Annotated in this window: 14 protein-coding genes; 8 read left to right on the top strand and 6 right to left on the bottom strand. The window is 73.4% G+C overall.

Annotated elements, in window-relative coordinates:
- Nucleotides 1-39: 39 nt before the first annotated feature.
- The 3 genes from OG435_RS04405 to OG435_RS04395 all read right to left on the bottom strand — a co-directional run bounded on the left by OG435_RS04405 (nt 40) and on the right by OG435_RS04395 (nt 2,637).
- Nucleotides 40-1,374, bottom strand: a complete 1,335-nt coding sequence (locus OG435_RS04405) for a chloride channel protein (protein ID WP_266875388.1) — start codon at nt 1,372-1,374, stop codon at nt 40-42.
- Nucleotides 1,371-1,934: a potassium channel family protein gene (locus OG435_RS04400; protein WP_266875387.1), complete on the bottom strand. Its 564-nt coding sequence runs from the start codon at nt 1,932-1,934 to the stop codon at nt 1,371-1,373. Before OG435_RS04400 ends, OG435_RS04405 begins: the two co-directional genes overlap by 4 nt.
- Before the next feature lie 127 nt (nt 1,935-2,061).
- Nucleotides 2,062-2,637, bottom strand: a complete 576-nt coding sequence (locus OG435_RS04395; RefSeq protein WP_266875386.1) for a putative glycolipid-binding domain-containing protein — start codon at nt 2,635-2,637, stop codon at nt 2,062-2,064.
- Nucleotides 2,638-2,819: 182 nt separating this feature from the next.
- Here OG435_RS04395 and OG435_RS04390 point away from each other — a divergent pair, with 182 nt between their 5' ends.
- The 8 genes from OG435_RS04390 (at nt 2,820) to OG435_RS04355 (ending at nt 9,715) form a co-directional block, all read left to right on the top strand.
- Nucleotides 2,820-3,662 (top strand): CAP domain-containing protein, encoded by an 843-nt coding sequence (locus OG435_RS04390; RefSeq protein ID WP_266875385.1) that lies wholly within the window; start codon nt 2,820-2,822, stop codon nt 3,660-3,662.
- A gap of 228 nt (nt 3,663-3,890) precedes the next feature.
- Nucleotides 3,891-4,454, top strand: a complete 564-nt coding sequence (locus OG435_RS04385; RefSeq protein ID WP_266875384.1) for a hypothetical protein — start codon at nt 3,891-3,893, stop codon at nt 4,452-4,454.
- A 307-nt stretch (nt 4,455-4,761) separates the two neighbouring features.
- Nucleotides 4,762-5,559 carry a thioredoxin family protein gene (locus OG435_RS04380; RefSeq protein ID WP_266875383.1) on the top strand — a complete coding sequence of 266 codons (798 nt, stop codon included), beginning with the start codon at nt 4,762-4,764 and terminating at the stop codon, nt 5,557-5,559.
- Nucleotides 5,556-6,185, top strand: a complete 630-nt coding sequence (locus OG435_RS04375; protein WP_266875382.1) for a TlpA family protein disulfide reductase — start codon at nt 5,556-5,558, stop codon at nt 6,183-6,185. The genes OG435_RS04380 and OG435_RS04375 overlap by 4 nt, the downstream gene beginning before the upstream one ends.
- Nucleotides 6,182-6,925, top strand: a complete 744-nt coding sequence (locus OG435_RS04370) for a cytochrome c biogenesis CcdA family protein (RefSeq protein ID WP_266875381.1) — start codon at nt 6,182-6,184, stop codon at nt 6,923-6,925. The genes OG435_RS04375 and OG435_RS04370 overlap by 4 nt, the downstream gene beginning before the upstream one ends.
- 58 nt (nt 6,926-6,983) lie before the next feature.
- Entirely contained in the window at nt 6,984-7,544 is a 561-nt protein-coding gene (locus OG435_RS04365) for a hypothetical protein (protein WP_266875380.1), read from the top strand.
- A 27-nt stretch (nt 7,545-7,571) separates the two neighbouring features.
- Entirely contained in the window at nt 7,572-8,303 is a 732-nt protein-coding gene (locus OG435_RS04360) for a response regulator transcription factor (RefSeq protein WP_266875379.1), read from the top strand.
- Nucleotides 8,300-9,715 carry a sensor histidine kinase gene (locus OG435_RS04355; RefSeq protein ID WP_266875378.1) on the top strand — a complete coding sequence of 472 codons (1,416 nt, stop codon included), beginning with the start codon at nt 8,300-8,302 and terminating at the stop codon, nt 9,713-9,715. Before OG435_RS04360 ends, OG435_RS04355 begins: the two co-directional genes overlap by 4 nt.
- A gap of 44 nt (nt 9,716-9,759) precedes the next feature.
- On the opposite strand, the gene OG435_RS04350 is transcribed toward OG435_RS04355, so the two are convergent.
- The 3 genes from OG435_RS04350 to OG435_RS04340 form a co-directional block, all read right to left on the bottom strand.
- Nucleotides 9,760-10,395: a TetR/AcrR family transcriptional regulator gene (locus tag OG435_RS04350; RefSeq protein WP_266875377.1), complete on the bottom strand. Its 636-nt coding sequence runs from the start codon at nt 10,393-10,395 to the stop codon at nt 9,760-9,762.
- Nucleotides 10,396-10,527: 132 nt separating this feature from the next.
- Nucleotides 10,528-11,388: a 3-hydroxybutyryl-CoA dehydrogenase gene (locus OG435_RS04345; protein ID WP_266875376.1), complete on the bottom strand. Its 861-nt coding sequence runs from the start codon at nt 11,386-11,388 to the stop codon at nt 10,528-10,530.
- A 62-nt stretch (nt 11,389-11,450) separates the two neighbouring features.
- Nucleotides 11,451-12,626: an acyl-CoA dehydrogenase family protein gene (locus OG435_RS04340; RefSeq protein WP_266875375.1), complete on the bottom strand. Its 1,176-nt coding sequence runs from the start codon at nt 12,624-12,626 to the stop codon at nt 11,451-11,453.
- Nucleotides 12,627-12,645 lie beyond the last annotated feature (19 nt).

The raw sequence follows: 12,645 nt of genomic DNA, 5'->3' as shown, positions 1-12,645 counted from the left end.
AGAGGGGTCTCTCCGACGGCCTACGCCAGGGCGGCCTGCCTACGCCACGGCGGGCCCGGGAGGCAGCAGCTCGGTGACGACGAAGGCGACCACGGCCGCCAGGATCACGACGGGCATCATGGCGGAGCTGCCGAGCAGCAGGATCACGAGCACCACGCTGCTCACCGGCAGCCGCAGCGTGGTGGCCGAGGCCGCCGCCATGCCGGCCGCCATCGCGGGTACGACTCCCAGACCCGGCAGGGGCCCGAGGAGGACGCCCGCCGCGGCCCCGAGGAAGAGCGCGGGGAACACGGGGCCGCCTCGCAGGCTGCCGAGGCAGAGCAGGTAGGCGGCGCCTTTGAACAGCAGGACGGCGAACAGCGCGCCGACCCCCCATGCGTGCGGGTCCGCGGCCAGTGCGGCGAGGCCGGCCTGCCCCGACGAGACGACGTCGCCGGGGGAGCGCCCCGTGATCAGCGCGTAGCCGGCGGCGCAGACCGCCGCGCCCAAGGCGCACAGGACGGTCCGTACGAGGGGCCGGGCCGCGACGTACGCGGCGATCGCCCGGGCCCCGCCCAGCAGGGGGTGCAGTACGAGGCCGAGGGCCACGGCGATGACCACCGCCCAGAGCACGTCCGCCACGTCCAGCCGGGGGAACGGCAAGGAGAGCTTCAGGGAGAGATCCCCCGTGGCCAGCCCTGTCCAGCGTCCGAGGCCGGTGAAGACCAGCGCCCCGACCCCGCTGGACAGCAGAGCCGGCAGCATGACCGCGAACAGCCGCGTCCCGCCCACGCCCGCCACCTCGATCAGCAGCACCGCGGCGATCAGCGGGTTGCCGAAGATCGCGGAGATGGCCGCGGCGGCTCCGGCCGCGCCCAGGAGGACGGTGCTCTGCGCGGTCGCCGGTGCCCGCGCGAGGTCGCGGAACACCAGGGCCAGGCCGCCGCCGAGTGCGATCAGAGGGGCCTCCGGTCCCAGAACCGCGCCGAACGGCAGGCTCGCCACCGCCGCGAGCAGGACTCCGGGCAGACCGGCCGACGAGGCGCCTCCCGTGTGCAGTCCGGACGCGGGGACGTGGCCGCCCGCTCCGGGCAGGTGCGTGACGACGAGGCCGACGACGGTCCCGGCGACGAGCAGCAGGGGGAGCGGCCACCACCAGGGCGGAGTGTCCCAGCCCATCGCCTGGGGGAGGTCCGCCCACAGCGCGTACTCCAGTTCGTGCAGCACGACGAGGAACCAGAAGGCGGCGAGGGACACCGGGATGCCGATGAGGGCGCAGAGGACGAGCGCCTTGAGGTAGCCGGGGCCGCGGAGGATGTCCCGCAGGACGTCCGCCTCCTGCGGCTGGGTCCCGGTACCGGACGGCGGGCCGGTCCGTCGGCTCCGGCCGGTCACGGCTCGTTCTCCGACGGCGGGGCGGCCTCCCCGCGCCTTCGCATCCCGATCCTGACGGCGCCGAAGAGGACTTTGGCGACGACTCCCACCACGATCAGGTCGGCGGCCATCTGCGCGGTGGTCAAGGCGCGGGCGACCTGGGTGGTGGGGGCGATGTCCCCGAAGCCCACGGTCGCGAACACCGTCATCGTGAAGTACAGCGCGTCGGTCCGGCTCAAGGGCTCCGAGAACGACTGCGGCAGCTCCTTGGAGAGCAGGAAGTACGACGCGGCGAAGAGGATCAGGAACAACGGCACGGCGGTCGCCAGTGCCTCGATGGCACGCAGCCTGGGGTACTCCGCACGCGCGATGGCGGCGACCTGCCAGGCGACCACACCGCCGAACAGCGCGAGACCGAGGGCCAGGAGCGCGACGGTGAGGACGCCGAACCCGCGCTCCAGGGGTGCCAGATAGAACAGCCCGGTCAGCAGGACGGCCGATGCGGTCGAGCGGAGCAGGCAACCCGCCACCAGGCGGCGCCGCCGCGGCGCCCGGAGCCCGCCCCTCTCGCCGTCGCTCATGACCACTCCTCGCACCGGACCGGGACCGTGCGGCGCATCCCTTGGCGGTCAGGGCTCTGCAGCCATTGCAGCATCCGCCACGGCGACCTGCATCTTCAGTATCCGGACCGCACCCGGTCCGGGCACGTCATGGGGTGAGCGGGGCCGCCAGGGACGGGTAGTCCAGGACCAGGCCGTCGTCGTCGAAGGTGATGTCCGCGCGGAAGCCGTCGGACTCGTAGCGGATGCGCGCGCCGTGCTCGGCGCGGCCGAGACGCGTGTACGTCTGCCGGTTCGCGCTGACCGCGAGGTCCGGGACCGAGACCCAGGCCATGAGGAAGTGGTGCGGCCCGGTTCCGGGCCGCCGGTGCAGGCCGTGGCGGAGCACGGGCATGGTGTTGGTCATCGGGCAGAGGCCCAGGTCGCAGTCGAGCGCGCCGTCGAGGTCGGGGCGGTGGGTGCCGTCCACGGTCCAGCGTCCGGAGTCGTGCCGCAGGTCCAGCTCGCGGGTCGACGCCGCCTCCTCGACCGTGACGCGGAGGCGCGAGGTCACGTAGCCGTCGGACGTTTCGAGCGCGTACGTCAGCCAGTACGGCTCGGGTTCCAGGCCGACGGCGCGCCCGCGCGCGGTCAGGGCGCCCGGACCGAGGTCGACCCAGGCGGTCGAGTAACCCGAGCCGGGGAAGACCTCCCACGTGCGGGCGAGGCGCCGGGATCCGCTCATGCCGTCAGCGTATCCGCCCGCGTGCGCGAGCCCGCCGGGCCCCGGGTGAGTGCCCCGTTCCTGTGCCCATCCTGCGGGCTTCCTTAAGGGACCTTGAAGAACGCCTCCGGATCGCCATTTCCGCTGGTCACCACCCTAGGGTCAGGGAACCGTCTCCCCTTCTCGCCGAGAGGTCCCCAGGCATGAGCCGCAGCAGAACCCCCGGAACTCCGTCCCGCGTCGAGGCGCGACGGAAGAAGACGGTGCGCACGCGCATCGTGCTGTCCCTCACCGCGGCGGGTGCGGTGGTGGCGGTCGGGGTCGCGGTAGCGGCCTCCGACGACGGGGCAGGTGGCTCCGGGGCGAAGGCCCGGGCGGTGGTCTCCGGTGGTCAGCCGTCGGCGGAATCCCCGTCCTCCACGCCCTCCGCACCCGCACCCTCCGCCGACACCGCGTCCGCGACGGGCGCGATGCCGTCGGCGGCGGCCGGGACCGACCCCACGGGATCCGCCGCCCCCGCGAAGTCGGCGACGGAGAGCCGCCCGGCTCCCGCGGCCCCGGCCGCGAAGCCCAAGCCGAAGCCCACCCGTACGTCCACCGGTACCACTACCACCGGCGGCGGTTCGGGCGGTTCGGGCGGTTCCTCCGGCTCCTCGGGTTCCTCCGCCGTGGAGTCCGCGGTCCTCGCCCTGGTCAACAAGGAGCGGGCCGCGGCCGGGTGCGGTGCGCTGGCCACGAACGCGAAACTGAGCGCCGCGGCACGGGCGTACAGCGACACCATGGCCCGCAGCGGGGTCATGTCCCACACCGGGCCCGACGGGTCCACCATGACCAGCCGCGTCGAGGCCGCCGGATACGGCTGGTCCCGCCTGGGCGAGAACATAGCCCGCGGCCAGGCGGACGCCGCCGCGGTGATGAAGGCGTGGATGAACAGCCCCGGCCACAAGGCCAACATCCTCAACTGCGGCTTCCGGGAGATCGGCATAGGTTTCCACAAGGGCGACGGCGGCCCCTGGTGGACGCAGGACTTCGGAACGGCCAGGTAGGAACAAGGAACAGGGAACAAGAACAGGGAACAAGGAACCCGCCCCCGCCCCCGCACCCACGGGGCCCCCACACGTCGTCCTCCGACCCGTACGCGGGTCAGGGGGACGTCGGCGTTGCCCGCACATCCGGGGGCAGTTCGCGGGCCGCCCCACGGGCCGGCCGACGGCCCGGGTCCGTTACGGGGGAGGCGGTGACGGGCGGCCGAGCGGGTCGGCCACTATGGGGCCGTGCCCCGAATTCCGCGCTACCTGCTCATATGGCTGTCGTGCACGGCCGCCAGCGTGACCGCCGTGCTCGGCACGGTCCAGTTCGTCGTCGGTTCGACCAGGCACACGCCCCCGGTCGCGCGGTCCGCCCCCGTGGTCATCGAGACGCCGCCGGCCTGGACGGCCGCCCCGGACCCGTCGCCGAGCCCGCAGTCCCCGGGCCCCACCGGCGCCGGTTCGCCCGTCGCGACCGAGCGGTCGTCGCCCCCGGCTTCGACGCCCGCCTCCGTGAAGTCCCCGACGGCAACGCCCCGTACGACGCCCCCCAAACTGTCCGTCGACTGCAACGGGGGCGGATTCGGCCTGCACACCGTCCCCTCGGAGGGCGGCAAGGTCACCGTGCGCTACGGCAGCCGTGGCGTGTGCCTGATCTCGGCGGTACCCGGCCGGGGATACAAGGCCGCCACGTCACAGACCGCGGACGACACCCTGGCCGTCACGTTCACCGGCGCGGACCACCGTTCGGTGATCACGGCGACGATCACCCCGTCGGCGAAGGCCAGCGTGCGCGAGACGTCCTTCTGATCCCTTGGTCCTGCTAATCCTTCTGATCCCTTTTCAGGGCGTTCGCCCCCTTGTGTACGCCTCTCACCCGAACCCCGGTGAAGCGGAAGGTGAGCTGTTCCTTAGGGGAACCTCAAGATCGCGCCCAGCCGGTTCCGGCGGCCCCCGGCGGTCCTATGCTCGCCTCAGCCGAACGGCCTTCGGTGCCCGGGCAACGACTGCCCCGGCACCCCCGAGGAGCCGCCGAGCCGCCGTGCCATCGGCTCCACCGATCCGGAAGGCGTTTCGCGCTTCCGTACTCCGAACCGTGCCCTGGGGTGTCTTCGCCTTGACTTCTCGCATACTCAGACCCGACCGTGCCACCCGCCGCACGCCGCGCCCGCGTTCCGCGGCCCCCCTGGCCGTGCGGCTGCCCCTGGTGGCGGCGGCCGTGGTCGCCGTCGGGCTGACCGCGGCGTGCGGTCCGTCCGCCCAGTCCGCCGGTGCCGCGGCGCCCGCCGCGGCCGGACAGCCGTTGCAGAGCCCCGGGGCCGCGACGGAGTCCGCGTCCGCCGAGGCGTCCCCGGCGTCCCCGACCGCGTCCGCCGCGTCGTCCGCGCCGCCGTCGGCGTCCGCGTCGGCCGGTACCCCGGCCGGCGCCTCGCCCGCCTCCTCGCGCGCCAAGCCCGCCCAGCCCGCCAAGCCCGCCCCCAAGCCGTCCCGCACCTCCGCCGCGCCCGCCCCGGCGGCCCGGATACCCGGCCCCGGCTACGACAGCTCGGCCGACGCGCAGAAGCTGATCGACGCGGCGCTGCGCGCGGCCAAGGCCGACGGCCGGACGGTGCTGCTCGACTTCGGCGCCAACTGGTGCGGCAACTGCAAGGCCGCCGACAAGGTGTTCGCCCAGCCGCAGACGGCATCGCTCCTCGGAGCCTCGTACCACCTGGTCAAGGTGGACATCGGCGGCAACAGCTCCGCCAACTCCGCCCTCCTGCGCAAGTACAGCCCCTCGGGCGGGACGTACAAGATGCCCGTCCTGGTCGTGGTCTCGGCGTCCGGCACGGTGCGCACCGACACCCACGTCACCGGCAACCCCGCCCTGACCTCGGCCGGCCTCGGCGCCTTCCTCCGGCAGTGGGCGTCATGAGGCCAAGGCCCCCGCGCTCCACGGCCCTGGCCGGTGCGGGCCTCGCGGTGGCGCTCGCCGGGTGCCTCTACGCCGCTGCGGGCGCCGCCTCCGGCGGCGACGGAGGCGACGGCAGCGGGGCGCCGACCGGTCCGGGGAGCGCCGCGGTCAGGCCCATGTCCGCAGCCGCGGTCGTGGACCCCGGGGTCCGGCCGCAGGCACCCGTGCTGACGGGCGCGGACCTGGACGGAAAGCCGGTCGGTCTCGCCGAGTTCCGGGGCCAGGTCGTCGTCCTCAACGTCTGGGGATCGTGGTGCGGGCCCTGCCGGGCGGAGGCCGACGACCTCGAGCGGCTCAGCGGGCAGACCCGCGCGCAGGGCGTCCGGTTCCTCGGGATCAACACCCGCGACCCGGACCGCGCGGCGGCGCGGTCCTTCGTACGCGCGCACGGCCTGGGGTTCCCCAGCCTCCACGACCCCACCGGCGAACTCCTGCTCCGCTTTCCGCCCGCGCTCCTCAACCCGCAGACCATCCCCTCGACGCTGGTGATCGACCGCCGCGGCCGGATCGCCGTGAGCATCGGGGGCGCGGTCACCGACGAGGAACTGAGCCCCTTGATCGCCCGCGTCGCGGAGGAGGCGGCATGACGGAACTCCTCCACGGGGCGCTGCTCGTGGCCGCCCCCGTGGCGTTCTTCGCGGGGCTGGTCTCGTTCCTCTCGCCGTGCGTACTGCCGCTCGTACCGGGCTACCTCAGCTACGTGACCAGCCTGTCGGTCTCCGACCTGGCGGACGCCCGCGGTGGGCAGCGCGGCCGCATGGCCGCCGGCGCGGCGCTGTTCGTCCTCGGCTTCACGGCCGTACTGGTCTCCGGCGGCGCCCTGTTCGGGTACTTCGGCCGCACCCTGCTGGCCCACCAGGAGGTCGTCACCCAGGTGCTCGGCGTCTTCACCGTGCTGATGGGGCTGTCCTTCATGGGCTTCCTGCCGGGTTTCACGCAGCGGGAGCTGCGCAGCCACCGGCGGCCCGTGCTCGGCCTGGCGGGCGCCCCGCTGCTGGGGGCGGTGTTCGCGGTCGGGTGGACCCCGTGCATCGGCCCGACGCTGGCCGCCGTACAGGCGCTCGCCTGGAGCGAGGCCAGCGCGGCCCGCGGGGCCCTGCTGATGGCGGCCTACTGCCTCGGGCTGGGCCTGCCGTTCCTCCTGGCCGCCCTGGCCTTCCGCCGGGCACTGGGCGCCTTCGGCCTGGTCAAACGGCACTACCAGTGGGTCCTGCGGACCGGCGGCGCCATGCTCGTCCTCGTCGGCGTGCTGCTGGCCACGGGCGTGTGGAACGACCTCGTGTACCGGCTCCAGTTGTGGAGCGCGGCCTACACGGCGGCCGTCTAGAGCCCTTCCTCTCCCTCACCTCACCTCCCCTACCTGCCTCCCCGACGAAAGCACCGCCATGAACGTGCCCCCGTACGCGCACCACTCCCGCAAGGCCCGCCTCGCCGCCGCCCTGCTCACCCTGACCGCGCTCACGGCCTGCGGCGGGCAGCCCGCGGAGACCGCCCCGGCGCCCAAGACGAGCTTCACCGAGAACGGGGTCACCGTCACGCTCTCGGTCTCGCAATGGCAGCCGCCGAAGGCCACCCTGACCGCGGTCTTCACCCCCGAGGAGAAGGGGTTCCACCTCTACAGCACCGATCTGCCGGCCACCGGAATAGAGGGCGTCGGCCGGCCCACCTCGCTGGACGTCACCGGCGTCCTGCGGGCGGACGGGAAGCTGACGGCCGCGGCGGACGTACGGACGATCAGCGTGCCCGGCGTCGACGCCCCGGTCCCCGTCTACCCGGACGGCCCGGTCACCACCACCCTCCCCGTCCGCCTCGACGGCAACGGGGACGCGACCGTACTCCTCGGGTACGCGAGCTGCAGTGCGCAGGAGGGCTGTACCATTCCGGTCTCCGACCGCCCGGTCCACCTGCAGGTCACGGACGAGGGTCCGGCCTTCGGCAACCGATAGGAACGAACGTTCACCTAAGGTGTGCCCATGCCGAGCGTCCTGGTCGTCGAAGACGACCCCAGTATCCGCCAGTCCCTCATCGAAGTCCTGGCGGAGCACGGCTATGCCGTACGCAGCGCGGGCGACGGGTTCGGAGCCCTGCGCGAGGTCACCCAGTCGCCCGTCGACGCGGTGGTCCTCGACCTGGGACTGCCCGATCTGGACGGAGGAGACGCATTGCGCATGATCCGGGGCATTTCCTCCGTTCCCGTCCTGGTGGCCACCGCCCGCGACGACGAAGCGGAAATCATCCGGCTCCTCAACGCGGGCGCCGACGACTACCTGGTCAAACCCTTCTCCGGGGGACAGCTCATCGCACGCCTCTCCGCCGTCCTGCGGCGCACCAACCACCTGCCGCCCGCCCATCCCGCCCACGGTGTCCCGGGTTCGCGGCCGGTGCCCGCGGCCGAACCGCTGCGCCCCACCACCGTGGGCGAGCTGGCGGTGGACCCCGGGGCGCGCACCGCGTACCTGTCCGGCCGCGAGCTCCGGCTGACCCGCCGCGAGTTCGACCTCCTGGCCTTCCTCGCCCACCACTGCGGCCAGGTCGTCTCCAAACGGCGGCTGCTGACCGAGGTCTGGCGCGAACCCTACGTCGACGACCAGACCGTCGACGTGCACCTGTCCTCGCTGCGCCGCAAGCTCGGCGAACGCGCGGCGGCCCCGCGCTACCTGCTGACCGTCCGCGGCGTCGGCATCAAGCTGGTGGCGCCGCGGTGAGACGCTCGCTCGCCGGAGTGGCGCTCGCCGTCACGTCCATGGTCGCCCTCTCCTTCCTCATACCGCTGGCCGCCCTGGTGATGTCGCTCGTCAAGGAGCAGAGCGTCACCGCGGCCGAGCAGCGGGCCGCGGCCCTGGCCCCCGTACTGGCACTGACCACGGATCCGTCCGCCCTGCGGGAATCCGCCGCGAGCCTGGACGCGGCCGAGTACGTGGTCGTCCACCTGCCGGACGAGCCGGCCCTCGGCGCGTCCCGGGCCCCGGCGGCCCTGCTCGAACGGGCTCAGCAGGGCCGCGAGTCCATCTCCCAGCGGATGCCCGGCGGCTGGATCTGCCTGCAGCCGGTGGTGCTGCCCGGGGACCAGGTCGCCGTCATCGAGAACTTCGTCCCCGAAGAGGAGCTGAGCCGCGGGGTCACGGCCTCCTGGACGGTCATGGTCCTCCTCGCCGTCGGACTGGTCGGCGGGTCCGTCCTGGTCGCCGACCGCCTCGGCGCGAAGGTCGTCAGGTCTTCCAAGAGGCTCGCCCACGCCTCCCAGGCACTGGGCCGGGGCAATCTGGACGCCCGCGTGGACCCCATGGGACCCAGGGAACTGCGCGAGGCGGGCATCGCCTTCAACACCATGGCCCACCGGATGACCGAACTGCTCGCCGTCGAACGCGAGCTGGTCGCCGACCTGTCCCACCGGCTGCGCACCCCGCTGACCGCCCTGCACCTGGCGACGGAACGCATGGCCGGCTCACCGGAGTCGGCCAGGGTCGAGGCCGCCGTGTGCGCCCTGGAAACGGAACTTCGGGCCATCATCACCGCGGCCCGCACCCCGCTCGCCGTGGGCCCGATGGGGCAGGGCATGCTCGGCGCGGAAACGGGCCCGGACACGGTCACGCCGCACCACGCCACGTACCCGGGACCGGCCGGACCCCGCTGCGAGGCGGCGGACGTCGTGCGCCACCGGACCGCCTTCTGGGCGGTCCTGGCGGAGCAGCAGAACCGCCCCTGTTCCCTCGACCTCACCCAGGAACCCGCGGCCGTCGGCCTCTCCGAGGACGACGTCGCCGCCGTGGTGGACGCGCTCATCGGCAACGTCTTCCGGCACACCCCGCCCGGCACCGCGTTCGCCGTCCGCGTCGCCCGTACCGCCCAGGCCGTGGAACTGGTCGTGGAGGACGCGGGTCCCGGCATCCCCGAACCGGACCAGGCACTCTCCCGCGGAAGCAGCACCGGCTCCTCGGGACTCGGCCTCGACATCGCCCGCAGGGCCGGGTCCGTGACCGGCGGCTCGGTGCGCATCGGGCGCGGGCCCCGCGGCGGCGCCCGGATCACCGTGGTCTTCGGTCTGGCCGCGACCCTGCCGTCCGGGCGTGCGCCGCGCGCCTCCCGGCGGCGTACGGGATGGCCGCGCGCCCGGTGAGGGCGCGCGGCGGGGCCGCGCCGTCGGACCGCCGGGGAGGCCTCTCAGACCGCCGGGGAGATCCCCGCCGCGACCTCCGGGAAGACGGGGGCGATCCCGAGGGCCGGCGCGATCGCCCGCCAGATCGTCGCCTGGGCCGTGGGGAGGTCGATGCGGGGGTCCTCCAGCATCAGACGGTTGCCGAGGCCGTCGCACAGCGCCAGCACCAGCGTGCCCACCTCGGCGACGTCGCAGTCGGTGAACTCGCCCGCGGCGATACCCCGTTCCACGACTCCGGTGACCCACGCGTGCAGCTGGTCGTACAGGTCGACGGCGAGTTCCCGGGCCGCCGCGTCGCGCAGGGCGCGCACCCACAGCTCCTGCCAGAGCTTCCAGTCCTGGCGGAGCTCGGCGTCCGTGGGCAGCATGCTCCGTACGATGCGGGCCAGGACGGCGGCGGCCGGGAGCGTCTCGTCCTCGCTGCCGGTGTCCGTACCGGTCTTGGCGAAGGAGTGCGTCATCGCCTCGGCGAAGAGCTTCTCGCGGGTGTCGAAGTGGTAGTGGAGCAGGGCCTTCGAGACACCGGCGTGCTCGGCGACCTTGCGCATGCTGACGTGCTCGAAACCGATGTCGGCGATCACTTCGCACGCGGCGTTGAGGATTCGCTCCCGCGTTTCGAGTGCGCGCTCGGCCTTGGTCACGTTGGCTGCTCCCCGTGTCGGCGCACCCGTCGGATCGGATGCGCGGGTGGGCGGAAGACCCCGGCGGCCCGGCCCGCCGAACCCCATCCTCGCGCATGGGGCGTCAGCGATCGGGCCGTCGGGGCACCGCGGTCAGGAATAGGTGTGGAACCCCCGGCCGGTCTTGCGGCCGAGCAGGCCCGCGTCCACCATCCGGGCCAGCAAGGGCGGCGGGGCGTACAGGGGCTCCCGGTACTCCGCGTACATCGACCGGGCGATCGCCTGGACGGTGTCCAGGCCGATCAGGTCGGCCAGGGCCAGCGGCCCGAGCGGGTGCGCGCACCCCAGGGTCATGGCCCGGTCGATGTCCTCGGCCGAGGCGGTCCGCGACGCGGCCATCCGTACGGCGGCCAGCAGGTACGGGACGAGGAGCGCGTTCACCACGAACCCGGCCCGGTCCTCGGCGTGGACGACCTCCTTGCCCAGCACGCCGGAGGCGAACTCCCGCGTGCGCCGGACGGTCTCCGCGGAGGTCAGCAGGGAGGGCACCAGCTCGACCAGGGCGAGCACCGGGACGGGCTGGAAGAAGTGGAGGCCGACGACCTGCTCGGGCCGGGACGTGGCCGCCGCCAGCCGGATGACCGGGATGGAGGAGGTGTTCGTCGCGAGGACCGCGTCCCCGCGCCCGACCGTGCGGTCGAGCCGGGCGAAGACCTCCAGCTTCGCCCGCTCGTCCTCCGCCACCGCTTCGACGACGAGGTCCCGGTCCGCCATCCCGTCCATGTCCGTGGTCATGGTGATCCTGCCCGCCGCCGCGTCGCGCTCGGCGGCGGTCAGCTTCCCGGCGGCCGTGGCACGGGCCAGGGAGCGGGTGATCCGCTCCAGGCCGGCGTCCGCGGCCGCCCGGCTCGTCTCCACGACCACCACGTCCCGTCCGGCGCGGGCGCAGACCTCGGCGATGCCGGAGCCCATCAGGCCGCACCCCACGATCCCGACGCGTTCGACATCGGTCATCGGCTCTTCCCCTTTGGATGCGTCGGATGCGTCAGATGTGTCGGATACGTCGGACGCGGAGGTCACACGGCCGAGGGCATGTGCAGCACGCCCGTACCGCGCTTGACGAGTTCACCCGCGATGATCAGGCGCTGGATCTCGGAGGTGCCCTCCCAGATCCGGTCGACGCGCAGTTCGCGGTAGAGCCGCTCGACGGGGTACGAGCGGTCGTAGCCGCGGCCGCCGAAGATCTGCAGACAGCGGTCGATGACCCGGCCGGACGCCTCGCTCGCCGACAGCTTGGCGATGGCCGCCTTCGCGTGCAGCGTCTTGCGGTCGAGGGCGCCCTCGTCGACCTCCCAGGCGACCTGGTGGGTGTAGGCGCGGTTGACGGCGATGTCGACGGCGCAGTCGGCGAGCATGCCCTGGATCAGCTGGAAGTCGGCGATGGGGGAACCGAACTGGCGCCGCTCGACCGCCCAGTCGCGGGCCAGCTCCAGAGCCCGCTCCGCCGCTCCGATCGTGCGCGCGGCGATCATCAGCCGCTCCTCGGTGAACCAGGAGCGGGTGATGTCGTAGCCGGTGCCCACCTCACCGAGCACGGCGTCCCCGGGCACGCGGACATCGGTGAAGGTGAACTCGGGGTGCTCGTAGACGAAGGTGTGCATCCAGCGGGGCACCCGGGTCATCTCGATGCCCGGAGTGTCCTTGTCGACGAGGAACAGGGTCGGTGCCCGCTCCTCCCCTGCGGCCGCGAGCACGATCATGAAGTCGGCGTGGTCGCCCACGGTGACGAACCACTTCTCGCCGTTCAGCACCCAGTCGCCGTCCCCGGTCCGCGTCGCCGTGGTCCGCAGGCTCTGCGGGTCGGAGCCGGCCTCGGGCTCGCTCACCGCATAGCAGTCACGGCGCTGTCCCCGGATCACCGGGACCAGGTACCGCTCGCGCTGCTCCGGCGTGCAGAAGGACAGTGCGTTGGCCGGACGCCACACCATGTCCCACAGGGCGCCGGTGAGCCGCCCGAGTTCGGCCTGGACGGTGACCTGCTCCAGGATGCTCAGGCCGGCGCCGCCCCACTCCACGGGCATGTTGACGGCCTGGAGGCCGCTGTCGAGGACCGCGTCGCGGATCTCGGTGTGGGCCTGCGGGGGCAGGCCGTTGTTCTCCTCGCAGTCGAGCTCGTACTTCGTGATGAACTCGGTGAGGGCGCGTGCCGAGTCGCGGAGCTCTTCCTGACGGGCGGTGAGGCGGAAGTCCATGTGTTGTTCGTCCTCGTGT

Source organism: Streptomyces sp. NBC_01264 (genome assembly GCF_026340675.1).
Classification (GTDB): Bacteria; Actinomycetota; Actinomycetes; order Streptomycetales; family Streptomycetaceae; genus Streptomyces.
The sequence above is the reverse complement of the archived record's forward strand: the minus strand, read 5'-3'. Positions and strand labels throughout refer to the sequence as shown.